Genomic DNA, 14,227 nt, shown 5'->3' on the forward strand with positions numbered 1-14,227 from the left:
CCTGTGGGAGCGTGGCTTGCCCGCGATGAACGATGACGCGGTCTAGAGCGAACTCACACCATCTCGTCCCGAATCCACTCAACCACCGAAGTCCGCTTCGGCGCCCAGCCCAGCAGTTCACGCGCATGCTTGCCGCGAACCCGGCTGTTGGAACCCAAGCCATAATTGGCCATCTCATAACCCCACTCGGCTTCGGCCTCTTTCAGCGGCCAGTCTTGTGGCGCCCCCAGATTCAGCGCCAGCGCAATCGCAGTGGTCATGTCGATGAACGACGCCTCACCGCTTTCGACGAAGTAGAAGGTGCCCGGTACGTTTTTGGTCAGCGCCAGCAGGTACAGGGACACCACGTCCTCGATGTGCACGTTGGACCAGATGTTCTGGCCCGGGCCGACATGCCGGACCACACCGCTTTTGCGTGCCTGCTTCAGCAAACGCGGCAACTGTACGCTGTCACGATTGACGCCGAGGCTGTGACCGTAGATCAGGGTGTTGCAGATAACGGCTGAGTTCACCCCGTCTTTGGCAGCGGCGAGGATCAGGTTATCGATGGCCACGCGAGCAGCCTTGTCCACCGTCGGCTCCGGCAGGCTGTCTTCGTAATAGATGACGTCGCTGGATTTACCGCCCGACGCATCGCCGACAATGCTCGACCCGCTGGTATGCAGGAACACTTTGTTGGAACCGCGCAGCGCATCGAGCAAGGCGTCCACTGCGCCGCGATGGTCGCTGCTGGCGGCATTGATGACGGCATCGGCAGTCCTGGCTTGTTCGGCCAGTAGTGCACTGTCGTCCAGCGTGCCGATCACCGGGGTGATGCCCAGTGCGCTCAGTTCATTGGCTTGTTCGGCGCTGCGCACCAGGCCGGTAACCTTGTGACCTGCCCGGACCAGACCGGTGGCGATGGAGCCGCCGATAAAACCGGCAGCGCCGGTAATGAATACGTTCATGGAGAAACTCCCTGCGTCAGTAAGTGATGCAACCAGTATCGAGGAGTGATGCCTGGGGAAACAGGCGGCGTGGCCCAATTCACTCTTGCGCAGGGGTCACGAATCAGCCCTTGAAGTCCGCTATTGCATAATCCGCCAATTTGCCCTGGATGAAGTCCAGGAAACACTGAATGCGCAGCGCCAGTTGCGAGTTTCGGTAGTACACCGCATTGATCGGCTGACGATAGCCGCTATTGAATTGCGCCAGCAGCACCTGCAGCCGCCCGGCACGGATGTCGTCGATCGTCATGAAATGCGACAGGCTGGCGATGCCCTGCCCTGCCAGTGCCAGGTGCCGGATGGTCTCGCCGCTTGAGGCGCTGATCGACGCCTGGATCGGCCAGCGATCACCGTGTACATAACGCAGCGGCCATTGATTCAAGCCTTCGTTCTGGGTAAAGCCCAGCAGCGTGTGCCCGGACAAATCCGCCACTGCAACCGGCACGCCGTGTTTTTCAAGATAAGCCGGGCTGGCGACGATGTGCAGCGGACTGCATCCCAGGGAACGAGCGTGCAAGGTCGAGTCGGCGAGCGTGCCGATGCGGATGGCGATGTCGGTGCTTTGCTCGAGCAGATCGATGATCAGGTCATTGCTGTTGAGCTCGAGCTGGATGTCCGGATAGAGACTGCGGAACTCATCGATATACGGCACGATGGCGTGCAGCATGAACGGCGAGGCGGCGTTGATCCGTAGACGCCCGGACGGGGTTTGCTGGCGTGAGGTCAAGCGCTCTTCAAGTTCGTCCATCTGATCGAGAATCAGCTTGGCGTGCTCGAAGAAGTACTTGCCCTCCTCGGTCAGGTCCATGCGCCGCGTGGTGCGGTTGATCAACGTGGTATCGAGCTTTGCCTCCAGCCGCGACAAGGTGCGACTGACCGCCGAAGGCGTTTGTCCGACCTGTTCGGCCGCGGCCGAAATCGACCCGCATTCGATCACGCAGACGAAAATCTGCAATTCATCGGATCTGGCTTTCACGTGTGTCCTCTTTGACGAATTGGCGTGACATGAATCGCCAAGATCGCAGCCTTCGGCAACTCCTACAAGGATTGCGCCTCCCGGAATCTTGGGTGTACGCCATCTGTAGGAGCTGCCGAAGGCTGCGATCTTTCCCGCCGTTGCGACGGATACTAGCCGGAAAAATTCAGGCAGGCAGACCAAACACCTCGGTCAAATGCTGCTCGTAACGCGCCACGTCGGCTTCGATATTGGGGCGTTTCATCACGTCAACACTCAGGAAGGTTGGCAATCCGGTCATGCCGAGGAATTCGTTGGCCTTGTGGAACGGGAAGTACACCGCGTCCACACCCTTGGCTTCGAAAAAGTCGGTCGGGTCATCGAACGCTTGCTGCGGCGCGTTCCAGGTCAGCGAAAGCATGTACTGCTTACCCTGTAACAGACCGCCGCTGCCATACTTCTGCGAGGCATCGGAACGGGTGCGGCCGTCGCTGGCGTAGAGGCTGCCATGGCCTTCGGTGAAGACTTCGTCGATATATTTCTTCACGGTCCAGGGCGCGCCCATCCACCAGCCGGGCATCTGGTAAATGATCACGTCGGACCAGAGGAATTTGGCGACTTCTTCGGCGACGTCATAGCCCTCGTCGATGAAGGTGGCTTTCACATCCACGCCGCCGCGATCCAGCACACCCAGCGCGGCGTCATGCAGGGTGGCGTTGTAGCGGCCATCGGAGTGGGCGAACTTTTTGCTGCCATTGAGCAACAGGACTTTTTTCATCAGAGGTCTCGGAAGGTTGAAATTCGATGGCGGCATCGTATCGATCTGCCTCGCGCGGAATAAGCGTTGAATTCGCAAAAATCATTTGACCCATACGCACGAATCGACAGGCGATTGTTGCCATAAACTAGTGCCGATTCTGAACTTGAGGGAATTTCTGATGAGTGAAATTCAAGGCTTCATCCTGTACGCCAAGACCCGCCCGAAAAAATCCGCTGCCTTCGAAGCGCTCTTCCGCGGCTATGTGCAAGCGAGCCGCGCCGAACCCGGTTGCATCGAGTACCACATGCTGCGCGACAAGCAGGACCCGACGCTGTTTATCTTCTACGAGATCTGGCAGTCCCAGGCCCACCTGGATGTGCACTCGAACCTGCCGCACATGAAGCAGTTCCTCGACACGCGCATGGAATATCTGGAGCGGGATTTCGATATCCGCGCCATCGACATGCTCAGCCCGTCGTCCGCTACCCGCTGATCAACAAGTGGCCGCCGAGTACGCCGAGGCCGATGAAGAACACGCGCTTGAACAGCACGGCGCTGATCCGCTGGCGCAGCCATTGCCCCAGCAACATGCCGAGCACCGCCGGGATCAGCGCCAACAATGACGCACTCAACTCGCCACCGCCGAGGGCCCCGCGCCATAACAGGCCGGCGGCCAGGGCGAGGGTCGAGACGGTGAATGACAGGCCCAGCGCCTGCACCAGTTCATCCTTGCTCAGACCCAGCGCTTGCAGATACGGTACCGCTGGAATCACGAAGACGCCGGTGGCCGAGGTGATAACGCCCGTCACCAGGCCGCAAAACGGAGCGAGCCAGGGCTCGCTGCTACCGGTGATGCGCAAGGTCGGCAGGAACAGACCGCTCAACGCGTACAGCAACAATGCCGCCCCCAGTCCGCGCACTACCCAGTGACCATTCGCCATGCCGATCCACACCGTACCGACAGCGGTGCCGATGAAGATCGCCAGCAGCATCGACCACAGCCGTTTGACCAGCTTCAGTAAATGCCCGCCGAAGGCAAGCTGCCAGACGTTGGTAAGGGTCGCGGGGATGATCAACAATGCGGCAGCCTGCGACGGCGCCATAGCCAGACCGAGCAAGCCCATGGCGATGGTGGGCAGGCCGAGGCCAATGACCCCCTTGATCATGCCGGCCAGCAGGAAGGTGGCGATGACCAGCAAGGTAAGGGTCAGACCGAGGTTTTGATAGAACGCGGCGAGTGTATTCATGGGGTTATGGTGAGCCTGGATGGGCGGATTGGAAATCTGCCATATACTGAGGCTGCCTCTTGATTTGTCAGAGGCTAAAGCTTTCGCTGGGGCTACTGACGTCTTCGCGGGCAAGCCCGCTCCCACAGGGATCACCGTCTGCCGCAAATCGAGTGTCCACTGAAGATCAAATGTGGGAGCGGGCTTGCCCGCGAAGGCGTCCGCCCAGACAACAAACCTCTTGGGGCTGTAATGCACTTCGATCTGACCGACCTGCGCCTCTACCTCAACACCCTCGACAGCGGCAACATCACCGCCGGCGCTGCCCGCAGTCATCTGTCCCTGGCAGCGGCGAGTGCACGCATCCGCGCCATGGAAGCATCCTTGGGAATCGCGTTCCTGGAGCGAGGTCGTCGCGGCGTCACCCCTACACCCGCCGGCAACGCCTTGGCGCAACACGCTCGCGTTTTACTGCAACAGGCAGAACGCATGCAGCAGGACCTGGCCGACTACGCCAAAGGCGTCAAAGGCCAGGTACGTCTGTTGTGCAATACCACCGCGATCACTGAATACTTGCCGGAGCTACTCGCGGATTTCTTGCGCGGCCACCCAAACCTCGACATCGACCTGCAAGAACTCCCCAGCACCCGCATCACCCACGCCTTGCGCCAGGGCGCGGCAGACCTCGGTATCGTGTCCGACGCCGTAGACACCGACGACCTGCAGACCCGCCCGTTTCGTGACGATCCGCTGGTGCTGATAATGCCGCGCGATCATCCCTTGGCGGACGCCGGATCCGTGAGCTTCAGCGACACGTTGCACCACGATTACGTCGGCCTTAACGCCAATAGCGCCTTGGCTGTATACCTTGAAGAACAGGCACTGCACGCAGGCGTACGCCTGCAGATCCGCATCCGCGCCGACGGCTTCGATGGAGTGATGCGCATGGTCGCCCGGGGGGCGGGACTGGCGATCGTGCCACTCGCTGCAGTCGAACGCAGGTCCAGTGAAACGTCCTTCAAGAGCCTCGTCCTGCAAGAACCCTGGGCCCAACGCAAACTCCTGCTCTGCGCCCGGGACTTCGCGGTGTTGCCCGGTTACGCCAAGGCCTTGCTGCAGGCCTTGACTCTCCCCTGAGGGGCAGACTTTACCCTTGGAGTTTCCTCTTCAAGGACAGAACTGATGGGCAAGCGAATTCTGGTGATTCTGGGTCATCCGTCGAGCAACAGCTTCTGCGCTGCCCTTGCCGAGCATTACACACAATCGGCGTTGCGCGCCGGGCACGAGGTGCGTCAATTATTTCTGGGTCGCATGGACTTTGACCCGGTGCTGCGTGAAGGCTATCAACAGGTCCAGCCACTGGAAGCCGATTTGCGCCGCGCCCAGGCGGACATCCTGTGGTCCGAACACCTGGCGCTGATTTATCCGATCTGGTGGGGTGGAGTGCCGGCCTTGCTCAAAGGCTTTTTCGATCGGGTGTTCCTGCCCGGTTTCGCCTTCAAGTACCGCGAAGGCAAATCCTTTCCCGAGAAGTTGCTGCGGGGTCGCAGCGCGCATTTACTGGTGACCATGGACACGCCACCCTGGTACTACCGCTGGGTCTATCGCATGCCCGGACTGCACCAGATACGCAAAACCACCCTCGCCTTCTGCGGCATCGAGCCACAACGCACGCTCACGTTCGGCCCGATTCTCGGTGCAAGCCTACGGCAGCGTGAAGCCTGGCTGTTGCAAGCCCAGGCTATCGCCAGCCGCTGAGTCTGCCGATAATGCGCGAGGCTGTATCACGGCAAAAAAGGGACTTTTCATGTACATCGGCCAAGCCGCGCAACGCTCCGGAACCACGATCAAGAGCATCCGCCATTACGAGTCGATCGGCTTGCTGCCGACTGCCCGGAGACAGGGGAAATACCGCATCTATGATCAGCAAAGCGTCGATCTGCTGATCTTCATCAAGTGCGCTCAGCAGCTGGGGTTCCGGCTCAAGGAGTTGCAGGCGATCTTTACCGGGCATCAAGGCCAGGCGATGCCCTGGGCACAGGCGCAGCAGGCCATCGATGCCAAGAAGCACGAGATCAGCGAACGGATTGCCGCGCTCACACATCAACACGAGCAATTGGTGGAATTCGAAGGCAGCCTCGTACAGGCCAGAACCGAATGTCCGCTGGAAAATCTTTGAGGGTATGGCGCGTTTCTGGACAGTTCGATGTCGACCCCAGACAACTGACCGGCGAACCGACGCTATAGGGTGCGACTTCAGTTCTCGAACGCTACTTCTTATAGCTAAAGGCCCGGAGTCCACATGACCGCACCTATTACCGTTCTTCGCGATACTCACCCGCTGCCGGTACTCGACGCCTGCAAATGGGAGAAGCTCGAAGGCGACCCGCACACCGTCAACCTCAACGCCTACACCAGCGAAGATGGCAGCAAGATCATGGGCACCTGGATCTGCACGCCTGGCAAGTGGTATGTGGAATATGTGAAGTGGGAATACTGCGATTTCCGCGAGGGGTACTGCATTATCACCCCAGAGGGAAAGGAGCCGATCCATCTGCGCGCCGGTGATATTTTCGTCATCGAGCCGGGGATGAAAGGCACGTGGGAAGTGGTTGAGACCGTGCGCAAGTATTTCGTGTTTGCCTGATGCAAAAAAACCGGGAGATCACCCGACGTGATTTCCCGGTAAATGTCGATGCGTACCTGTAGGAGCGAGCTTGCTCGCGAAAAACTCGAGAGCGACGCGGGGTGTCAGATTCTCCGCGTTATCGTTAACGACCATCGTCGGAACGCCGCCCGGAGCGAGTTCGCTCCTACAAGGGTTTGCGATAGCTGTTGATGATCGCCGAGAAGTCCTTGCCACCTTCCCCACGCTGACTCATCGCCTGATACAGCTGCTGCGCCACCGCGCCCAGCACCACCGGTTGGTGGGCCTGACGCGCCGCTTCAGTAGCCAGCCCCAGATCCTTGAGCATCAGCTCGGCACCGAAACCGCCGGTATAGCCGCGCGATGCCGGCGCCGTCTCAACGATGCCCGGGTACGGGTTGTACATCTCCGAGCTCCAGCAACGTCCGGTGGAACTGTTGATGACGCCCGCCAGCACAGTGCTGTCGATGCCCAGGGCCTCGCCAAGCGCCATGGCTTCGCTGACGCCGACCATGGAAATTCCCAGCAGCAGGTTGTTGCAGATCTTGGCGATTTGCCCGGTGCCGACTTCGCCGCAACGGACGATGTTTCGGCCCATCTGCGCCAGCACCGGTTGCAGGATGGCGAACAATTCAGGGGTGGCACCGACCATGAAAGTCAGGGTCCCGGCGGCCGCACCGCCGGTACCGCCGGAGACCGGCGCATCGGCCATGGCCACGCCTTGTTTGGCAGCGGCCGCGGCCACATCACGGGCCGTCTGCGGATCGATGGTGCTGCAATCCACGGCCGGCACGCCCTTGGCGATACCTGCCAACACGCCGTCTTCACCCAGCCAGACGCTGCGCACATGCACCGCGGCAGGCAGCATGGTGATCACCAGTTCGGCGTCTTGCGCCGCTTCACGGGCCGAAGCGCTGATGCTGCCACCCAGTTGCTCCAGCTCTGCCAGAACGGTTTTATTCAGGTCGACCAACCGCAGCGAATGGCCGGCCTTGATCAGGTTGCGCGCCATCGGCGCACCCATGTTGCCGAGACCGATAAAAGCGATTTTCATGTCCGGCTCCTTAACGCAAGTGGATGGTAGTGTTCACACCGTCGTTGACGCTGTCGTCATCGAACCAGCGACTGGTGACAGTCTTGGTCTGAGTGTAGAACTGCACCACTTGCTTGCCATACGGGCCGAGGTCGCCGAGTTTGGAACCGCGTGAACCGGTGAAGCTGAAGAACGGCACCGGCACCGGAATCGGGATGTTGATGCCGACCTGGCCAACGTCGATTTCAGTCTGGAATTTACGCGCCGCCGCACCGCTCTGGGTGAACAACCCCGTGCCGTTACCGAACGGGTTGGCGTTGACCAGTGCGATGGCCTCATCGAGGGTAGCGACTTCCAGCACCACCAGCACCGGGCCGAAGATTTCCTGGGTGTAGATCTGCATCTCGGGCGTCACGCCGGAGAACAGGGTCGGGCCGACAAAGTTGCCCTTCTCGAAACCTGGAACCGTGATGTCGCGACCGTCCAGTTCCAGCTTGGCGCCTTCCTTGATGCCGCTCTCGATCAGATCGAGAATGCGCGCCTTGGCTTTTTTGGAGATCACCGGGCCCACGTCAGTGCCCGGCTCGCTGCCGGCATTGACCTTGAGTTTCTGCGCCAGCGCCTTCAGGTCGGGCAACCATTGCTTGGCCGCGCCCACCAACACCACCACTGACGTGGCCATGCAACGTTGCCCCGCCGCACCGAAACCGGCACCGACCAGCGCATTGAGCGCTTGTTCGCGGTTGGCATCCGGCAGCACCACGGCGTGGTTCTTCGCGCCCATCATCGATTGCACGCGCTTGCCGTGTTTGCCGGCCAGGTCGTAGACATGAGTACCGACGGCAGTCGAACCGACGAAGGACACCGCCTTGATGTCCTTGTGGGTGCAGAGCGCATCCACCACGTCCTTGCCACCGTGTACGACGTTAAGCACGCCCGCCGGCACGCCGGCTTCGATCGCCAGCTCCACCAACAGCATGGTCGACATCGGGTCCTGTTCGGACGGCTTGAGCACGAAGGTGTTGCCGCAGGCGATGGCCATCGGGAACATCCACAGCGGAATCATCGCCGGGAAGTTGAACGGGGTGATGCCGGCGCAAACGCCGATCGGCTGACGCAGGGTGTAGGTATCGACGCCACCAGCGACGTTCTCGGCGAATTCGCCCATTTGCAGGCTGCCGATGGAGCAGGCGTGCTCGACCACTTCCAGGCCGCGGAAGATATCGCCTTCCGCGTCGGCGATGGTTTTGCCCTGTTCGTTGCTGAGCACCACGGCGATGCGCTTGGAGTGCTCGCGAATCAGTGCCTGGAGCTTGAGCATGATGCGCATCCGCGCGCCGATCGGCGTCAGCTTCCAGGTCTGGAAGGCGCGGTGGGCGGCGCTGATCGCGGCGTCCACTTCCTGCGCGGTGGCGAACGGAACCTTGGCCAGCACTTGCTGGGTGGCCGGGTTGATGATGTCGTGCCATTCGGTGGTCTGGGACTCGACCCACTCGCCGTCGATCAACAGCTTGACCTTTTGAACGGTGGTGTCGTTTGGCGTGAGCGATGCGTTCATGCTGGTCTCCTGGACGTTGTTGTTATCGAGAGAACTATCGGGGCAGCCAAGGCGAAAAAGCCGCCTTGCGATGAGACGTGTGTCGCGAATTGGTTGTCGGACTGTTTTTGGAGTATAGATGTGCAAACTTCTAATAAGAACGCACATAAAAGCCGGTCCATCATGCAAAAAAACATCACGTCCTTAGGTTCGTTGAACTGGGATGACCTCAAGTTTTTCCTCGAAGTCGCCCGCACCCGCAAGGCCAGCACCGCGGCCAAGCGCCTGGCGGTGGACTACACCACCGTGTCGCGGCGCATCAGTTCGCTGGAAGCGGCGCTGGGTACCTTGCTGTTCGAGAAGTCCCGGACCAGCGGGTTCGTCCTGACCGCCGAAGGTCAGCGGCTGCTCGGTTACGCCGAGTCGATCGAAAGCACCCTGCACATGGCCTGCGAGCAGGTATCAGGCTCCGGAGTGGCGTTATCCGGCCATGTGCGCATGGGCTGCACCGAAGGTTTCGGCAGCTTTTTCATCACCCCGCAACTGAGCCATTTCGTCGACGCCTACCCGGCGATCTCGGTCGACATCCTGCCGCTGCCGCACTTCATCAGCCTGTCCAAGCGCGAGGCCGACATCGTGATCGCCCTGGAGCGACCGGAGCATGGTCCGTACGTCTGCTGCAAACTCTGCGATTACCGATTGCAGCTGTACGCGACCCAGGACTATCTGGACAAGCACCCACCGATCCGCCGCCCGGCAGACCTGGGTAAACATTCATTCATCAGTTATGTCGACGACCTGGCGTTCAGCTCGGAGCTGTTGTACCTGGCCAACGTGCTGCCGGGCGCCAGCGCCAACTTGCGCAGCACCAGTGTGATCGCGCAATTCGTCGCGGCCCAGCAAGGACGGTCGCTGGCGATTCTGCCGTGCTTCCTGGCCGCCCAGGATTCGCGCTTGCTGCCGGTATTGCCGCAAGAGATCACGATCACCCGACAATTCTGGATGTACTGCCGCGAAGACCTGCGCAAGCTCAAGCGGATCACCCTGTTGTGGGATTACATCCGTGCGGTCACTGAGCAGAATCAGGGGCTGTTGATGGGTGAAAGTCGGGAGATGCTGTTCGCCGACTGACTGTTCTTCAAGGCATCAGGTAGCGGAATCGTACCGAGGTCAGCAGGCCTTTGCCAAGGGTTTGTAACAGCGGTTGGTACGCAACTTGTAACACCTCGACGTCGACATTCGGAGACGCACAGTCACTCAATAAGGACCACGCGAGGCCACCCATCGCAGACAGATTGAACACCGCCGCTGAGACCTATACTGTACGTACATACAGCATATAGTGTGTGCGTGATGGAAGACGATTTGATCCATTTCACGACAAATACTCTTTTACCGGGCCATTGGCACGGGATTTAACGTCCCCTTAGCAACCATGACCGGCAGTGATCGGCCAGAAGCGGCCCTCCAAATCCTCTCGCTCTCCCTTCGAAATTGAAGTCTCTCTTTCCCGCAAGGGCCCGTAGATAATCCCTCCGCCCGCCGCCCCTTTGCATAGGTATAGGGGGGTATCTCATGGGTCATATCGCAGCAAATAAAGACGATCTTCTTAAACGCGTAAACGCATCGCTGGACAAATTCAAGCCGTTGAACGGGCATTGGAATCGGATCTCGATTGCGCCAAAACACTGCACGTTGTTGCTGCCACTCGCGGAGCCATCAACGGCTTGATGGAGAAAATCATTGAGGACCACGCGCGGGAGCATGTCGCGAACCCTGCGCTCAGTGAAGAAGAGCGTGACAAGGGGGTCGAAGAGCTTCTTGAAGCCATTCGCCGTTACTCCAAGTGAACGCATCCAGGCAGCTGCCGCGGTCTGTACCGTTTTACTCAGCGTGCTGGTACTTGGCTTGAGTGCCAATCCATGGGTCTCAAGGCTGGCCCGTCGAACAGCGGATAAAGTCGATTGAAAATAAACAAAATCTCTACAACAAAGTAAGCTCTGTACAGAATTTGTAGAGGCTTTGATGGGCCATGACACCTTCCGAGAAACTCGTTGCATGGCACGGAAACTGGTTCCTTTCGCAAACAAAGATCATCTACAGAAACTGCAGGGCAGAGCAGTCCGAGTCAGATAAAGAACTCAAATTCCCTCACATCTCCCAGTGTTCCAGATCAGGCTCTGTATCCAACCCTTGGCAGGAGCTGGATGAAGTTTGCAATGCAGTTTGAGATAACCCTCCTTAACTGGAGCGACTGGATTCAAATTTGCAGTGTTCCCCTTACCAAGGCTTCCAGTCTGGGCAAAATACTCGCTTCGTCATTGCCCAAAATGGCAATCGAAGAACCACGCAACCCTGCCGACGAAGCGGCAGCTGCGTCGCCGGCCAAGGCCACTGGGCACGTAACGCCCATTTGAAGCGCACGCAGTCGCTTGTGCGCATCTGCCTGCAGTGGCGCCTGAACCAATAGCACCAGCGCGGCGGGCTGAATTGCTTCACACAGCAACGGCAGTTCTTCCAGTGGCTGGCCCGTGCCCAACACCTCGATGCGCATCTGGTCATTACTCATCAACAAACCAGCACACAACAGCTCCAATTCGCGCGCATGGCCCGAGCCGTCTGCTAGCAGCACGCAAGCACCGTTGCTCTGGTTCATCTGCAGTCGCAATAACATCCGCGCACGCAAGAAGGCGTCAAGGAACAACCACTGACTGCGTCGACCGAAATTATTACCGGATGCCAGGCTGCGCCAGACCGGCAGCAGAATAGCCTCCAGTGCAGTAGCTTTCGGATAGATCGTAAATAGTTGCCCGTGCAGGCGCTCCAGCTCAGCGCCATCAAAAGCCTGCGTGGCACGATGAACTGCCTCTTGCCACTGGACCAGGGGGGCTTCGGCCGAGCCAGATACAGTGATACCGGGCGTGTCCTGCTGCCGGACGAGCAAAGCGCCTATCTTGCTGATGGGCAGGCCCCGGCTGGTCCAGAGCATGATGCTACGAATATGTTCGATGTCCTGTTGCGAATACAGGCGATGCCCTCCCACAGTGCGTACTGGTCGGATCAGCCCGTGGCGGCGCTCCCATGCCCGCAAGGTGATCGGGTTGACGCCAGTCAGGCTGGCGACTTCCCGCATGGGGAGCAAGGCGTCGTCGGAGGTGGATTCGATGGGCTCGGTCATTGAAAGTCGTTGCATCCTGAGTGTGTCGGCATTCTAAACCAGGCATGACACTTTTTAACCAGCACCAATCGATGTCCGACGGCCCTGCGTCCTGCCATCTAGGCATGGCAGTCGCTGACGACTACGCTATGGGGCAAACCCACGAATCACAATGAGCCCAGACCATGATTGACGCCAAACTCCTGCAACTTATGGTCGAAGCCTCCAATGACGGCATCGTCGTGGCCGAGCAGGAAGGCAATGACAGCATCCTCATCTATGCCAACCCTGCCTTCGAACGCCTGACCGGCTACAGTGCCGACGAAATTCTCTACCAGGATTGCCGGTTCCTGCAGGCAGACGATCATGCCCAGGCCGCCCTGGAGGCAATCCGCGACGCCATCCGCCTCGGTCAGCCCTGCCGTCAGGTGCTGCGCAACTATCGCAAGGATGGCAGCCCGTTCTGGAACGAGCTGTCTATCACTCCCGTGCACAATGATGCCGACCAGTTGACCTACTACATTGGCATACAGCACGACGTCAGCGACAAGATTGCCGCTCTGGAAAGGATTCAGTCACTTGAGACCGAAGTGGCCGAGCTTCGCAGTAAACTGGCAAAGCTCGGTGGCTAACGACGAGTAGCGCTACGACCGACACAAAAAGTGTACAAGAATATTGACTTGTACAATTTTCCCCGTAGGCTTCAAGTAAATCTGTACAGTTTTCTCGAATTGTACAACTTTGCCTGGAGCCTGCCATGTCTGCATATCTCCACCATTTCGCTGATACGTTCGCAACGCTGAACGCTGATTGCCTGGACCGACTGGGCGAGCTATACAGCAACGATGTTCAGTTTCGTGATCCCTTGCATCAGCTGGATGGCCTGCCGGCACTGCGCAGTTACTTTGAAAAGCTGTACACCAACGTCGAGGATATCCGCTACGACCTCCTTGACGTGGATGAAACCACCCCCGGCCACGGTTATCTGCGCTGGAACCTGCATTTTCGTCATCCACGCCTGTCCCACGGCCAGCCGATCAGTCTGCAAGGCTGCAGCCACCTGCGCTGGGCGCAACAGGTCTACCTGCACCACGACTACTTCGATGCCGGCGCCCTGCTCTACGAGCACGTCCCGGTTCTTGGCGGGGTGATCGGCTGGATCAAGGGCAGGCTCGCATGAGCCGCTGCTGGCTGACAGGCGCCAGCAGCGGCCTCGGTGCTGCCCTGGCTAAACGGCTGCTGGAGCAAGGCCATGAGGTGGCCTTGGGTGGCCGCCGGGCGGAGGCTCTGATGCCGCTAGTGCTGCGCTACCCTGGGGCCCTGCTCGCTACCGGCGACGTGACTGACCCATGCCAGGTCTCGGCTATCTGCGAGAACATCGAGCATGCCTGGGGCGCACTGGACCTGGTGATCCTGAACGCCGGCACCTGCGAATACCTTGTGCCGGGCAGGTTCGAGGCCGAGACAGTCGAGCGCGTGATGCGCACCAATCTGTTGGCAGTCAGTTACTGCCTACAGGCGGCCCTTCCACTGCTGCGCCGCGGGCAGAGACCACACCTGGTAGTGATCGGCAGCTCGGTGACCTGGCTGGCGCTGCCCCGGGCTGGAGCCTATGGCGCGTCCAAGGCGGCCCTGCGTTATCTGGTCGAGTCCCTGCGCCTGGATCTGCATGCCGAAGGCATCGATGTAACGCTGGTCAGCCCAGGCTTCATCGACACCCCCCTGACTCAGCGCAACACCTTTGCCATGCCACAACTCTGGACGGCCGACCGCGCCGCGCGGCATGTCCTCGCGCGCCTGACGCGACGACCGTTGGAGATCAACTTTCCACGCCTCTTCATTCTCGTCCTGCGCCTGCTTGGCGCCCTGCCAGCGCGTTGGCGCCTGGCCCTGGGCGTTCGGATGGCGCGAACCGAACAGGAATAG

16 protein-coding genes and 1 pseudogene are annotated in these 14,227 nt (G+C 59.6%); 10 read left to right on the plus strand and 7 right to left on the minus strand.

The annotated features are described in order from the left end of the window. Positions 1–53: 53 nt before the first annotated feature. The 3 genes from ACA067_RS28825 to mdaB all read right to left on the minus strand — a co-directional run bounded on the left by ACA067_RS28825 (position 54) and on the right by mdaB (position 2,719). The gene (locus ACA067_RS28825; protein WP_497459555.1) at positions 54–947 is read right to left on the minus strand and encodes an NAD-dependent epimerase/dehydratase family protein; all 894 of its coding nucleotides are present in this window, start codon (positions 945–947) and stop codon (positions 54–56) included. 103 nt (positions 948–1,050) lie between these two features. Beyond that, on the minus strand, positions 1,051–1,962 hold the full coding sequence (locus ACA067_RS28830) for a LysR family transcriptional regulator (RefSeq protein WP_497459556.1): 912 nt from the start codon (positions 1,960–1,962) through the stop codon (positions 1,051–1,053). A 166-nt stretch (positions 1,963–2,128) separates the two neighbouring features. Further along, positions 2,129–2,719 carry an NADPH:quinone oxidoreductase MdaB gene (gene mdaB / locus ACA067_RS28835; RefSeq protein ID WP_497459557.1) on the minus strand — a complete coding sequence of 197 codons (591 nt, stop codon included), beginning with the start codon at positions 2,717–2,719 and terminating at the stop codon, positions 2,129–2,131. 160 nt (positions 2,720–2,879) lie between these two features. Here mdaB and ACA067_RS28840 point away from each other — a divergent pair, with 160 nt between their 5' ends. Further along, positions 2,880–3,194: a putative quinol monooxygenase gene (locus ACA067_RS28840; RefSeq protein ID WP_497459558.1), complete on the plus strand. Its 315-nt coding sequence runs from the start codon at positions 2,880–2,882 to the stop codon at positions 3,192–3,194. On the opposite strand, the gene ACA067_RS28845 is transcribed toward ACA067_RS28840, so the two are convergent. After that, entirely contained in the window at positions 3,184–3,948 is a 765-nt protein-coding gene (locus tag ACA067_RS28845) for a sulfite exporter TauE/SafE family protein (RefSeq protein ID WP_497459559.1), read from the minus strand. The genes ACA067_RS28840 and ACA067_RS28845 overlap by 11 nt on opposite strands. 231 nt (positions 3,949–4,179) lie before the next feature. On the opposite strand from ACA067_RS28845, the gene ACA067_RS28850 reads away from it, so the two are divergent. From ACA067_RS28850 to ACA067_RS28865, 4 genes are all read left to right on the plus strand, one after another. Then, complete coding sequence (locus ACA067_RS28850; protein WP_497459560.1) at positions 4,180–5,064, plus strand: LysR substrate-binding domain-containing protein; 885 nt, start codon at positions 4,180–4,182, stop codon at positions 5,062–5,064. Between the two features lie 45 nt (positions 5,065–5,109). Beyond that, positions 5,110–5,685 (plus strand): NAD(P)H-dependent oxidoreductase, encoded by a 576-nt coding sequence (locus tag ACA067_RS28855; RefSeq protein ID WP_497459561.1) that lies wholly within the window; start codon positions 5,110–5,112, stop codon positions 5,683–5,685. Positions 5,686–5,734: 49 nt separating this feature from the next. Next, positions 5,735–6,106, plus strand: coding sequence for a MerR family transcriptional regulator (locus ACA067_RS28860; RefSeq protein WP_497459562.1), 372 nt, complete (start codon positions 5,735–5,737; stop codon positions 6,104–6,106). Between the two features lie 123 nt (positions 6,107–6,229). After that, a complete protein-coding gene (locus ACA067_RS28865) occupies positions 6,230–6,574 on the plus strand; it encodes a cupin domain-containing protein (protein WP_007946320.1) in 345 nt (114 codons plus the stop codon). 166 nt (positions 6,575–6,740) lie between these two features. Here ACA067_RS28865 and mmsB read toward each other — a convergent pair whose 3' ends face one another. Both mmsB and ACA067_RS28875 read right to left on the minus strand, forming a co-directional pair. After that, on the minus strand, positions 6,741–7,628 hold the full coding sequence (gene mmsB, locus ACA067_RS28870; RefSeq protein WP_497459563.1) for a 3-hydroxyisobutyrate dehydrogenase: 888 nt from the start codon (positions 7,626–7,628) through the stop codon (positions 6,741–6,743). A 10-nt stretch (positions 7,629–7,638) separates the two neighbouring features. Further along, on the minus strand, positions 7,639–9,165 hold the full coding sequence (locus tag ACA067_RS28875) for a CoA-acylating methylmalonate-semialdehyde dehydrogenase (RefSeq protein WP_497459564.1): 1,527 nt from the start codon (positions 9,163–9,165) through the stop codon (positions 7,639–7,641). A gap of 162 nt (positions 9,166–9,327) precedes the next feature. Between ACA067_RS28875 and ACA067_RS28880 the strand changes: the two genes are divergently transcribed. Further along, entirely contained in the window at positions 9,328–10,275 is a 948-nt protein-coding gene (locus ACA067_RS28880; protein WP_497459565.1) for a LysR family transcriptional regulator, read from the plus strand. A gap of 444 nt (positions 10,276–10,719) precedes the next feature. Beyond that, positions 10,720–10,994: pseudogene (locus ACA067_RS28885) on the plus strand (metal/formaldehyde-sensitive transcriptional repressor). Positions 10,995–11,404: 410 nt separating this feature from the next. Here the strand turns inward: ACA067_RS28885 and ACA067_RS28890 are convergent. Further along, positions 11,405–12,322, minus strand: a complete 918-nt coding sequence (locus ACA067_RS28890; protein ID WP_497459566.1) for a MerR family transcriptional regulator — start codon at positions 12,320–12,322, stop codon at positions 11,405–11,407. A gap of 164 nt (positions 12,323–12,486) precedes the next feature. On the opposite strand from ACA067_RS28890, the gene ACA067_RS28895 reads away from it, so the two are divergent. The 3 genes from ACA067_RS28895 to ACA067_RS28905 all read left to right on the plus strand — a co-directional run bounded on the left by ACA067_RS28895 (position 12,487) and on the right by ACA067_RS28905 (position 14,227). Further along, complete coding sequence (locus ACA067_RS28895; protein WP_497459567.1) at positions 12,487–12,933, plus strand: PAS domain-containing protein; 447 nt, start codon at positions 12,487–12,489, stop codon at positions 12,931–12,933. Between the two features lie 125 nt (positions 12,934–13,058). Continuing rightward, positions 13,059–13,481 carry a nuclear transport factor 2 family protein gene (locus ACA067_RS28900; RefSeq protein ID WP_282482366.1) on the plus strand — a complete coding sequence of 141 codons (423 nt, stop codon included), beginning with the start codon at positions 13,059–13,061 and terminating at the stop codon, positions 13,479–13,481. Then, the gene (locus ACA067_RS28905; protein WP_497459568.1) at positions 13,478–14,227 is read left to right on the plus strand and encodes an SDR family NAD(P)-dependent oxidoreductase; all 750 of its coding nucleotides are present in this window, start codon (positions 13,478–13,480) and stop codon (positions 14,225–14,227) included. The genes ACA067_RS28900 and ACA067_RS28905 overlap by 4 nt, the downstream gene beginning before the upstream one ends.

Source organism: Pseudomonas sp. LBUM1674 (assembly GCF_059695635.1).

Excerpts from the sequence above, each read along its gene's own strand:
- ACA067_RS28825 (WP_497459555.1), bottom strand. The coding sequence starts at position 947 with ATGAACGTATTCATTACCGGCGCTGCCGGTTTTATCGGCGGCTCCATC.
- mmsB (WP_497459563.1), bottom strand. The coding sequence starts at position 7,628 with ATGAAAATCGCTTTTATCGGTCTCGGCAACATGGGTGCGCCGATGGCG.
- ACA067_RS28895 (WP_497459567.1), top strand. The coding sequence starts at position 12,487 with ATGATTGACGCCAAACTCCTGCAACTTATGGTCGAAGCCTCCAATGAC.
- ACA067_RS28875 (WP_497459564.1), bottom strand. The coding sequence starts at position 9,165 with ATGAACGCATCGCTCACGCCAAACGACACCACCGTTCAAAAGGTCAAG.
- ACA067_RS28865 (WP_007946320.1), top strand. The coding sequence starts at position 6,230 with ATGACCGCACCTATTACCGTTCTTCGCGATACTCACCCGCTGCCGGTA.
- ACA067_RS28905 (WP_497459568.1), top strand. The coding sequence starts at position 13,478 with ATGAGCCGCTGCTGGCTGACAGGCGCCAGCAGCGGCCTCGGTGCTGCC.
- ACA067_RS28850 (WP_497459560.1), top strand. The coding sequence starts at position 4,180 with ATGCACTTCGATCTGACCGACCTGCGCCTCTACCTCAACACCCTCGAC.
- ACA067_RS28860 (WP_497459562.1), top strand. The coding sequence starts at position 5,735 with ATGTACATCGGCCAAGCCGCGCAACGCTCCGGAACCACGATCAAGAGC.
- ACA067_RS28880 (WP_497459565.1), top strand. The coding sequence starts at position 9,328 with ATGCAAAAAAACATCACGTCCTTAGGTTCGTTGAACTGGGATGACCTC.
- ACA067_RS28855 (WP_497459561.1), top strand. The coding sequence starts at position 5,110 with ATGGGCAAGCGAATTCTGGTGATTCTGGGTCATCCGTCGAGCAACAGC.
- ACA067_RS28845 (WP_497459559.1), bottom strand. The coding sequence starts at position 3,948 with ATGAATACACTCGCCGCGTTCTATCAAAACCTCGGTCTGACCCTTACC.
- ACA067_RS28840 (WP_497459558.1), top strand. The coding sequence starts at position 2,880 with ATGAGTGAAATTCAAGGCTTCATCCTGTACGCCAAGACCCGCCCGAAA.
- mdaB (WP_497459557.1), bottom strand. The coding sequence starts at position 2,719 with ATGAAAAAAGTCCTGTTGCTCAATGGCAGCAAAAAGTTCGCCCACTCC.
- ACA067_RS28900 (WP_282482366.1), top strand. The coding sequence starts at position 13,059 with ATGTCTGCATATCTCCACCATTTCGCTGATACGTTCGCAACGCTGAAC.
- ACA067_RS28890 (WP_497459566.1), bottom strand. The coding sequence starts at position 12,322 with ATGACCGAGCCCATCGAATCCACCTCCGACGACGCCTTGCTCCCCATG.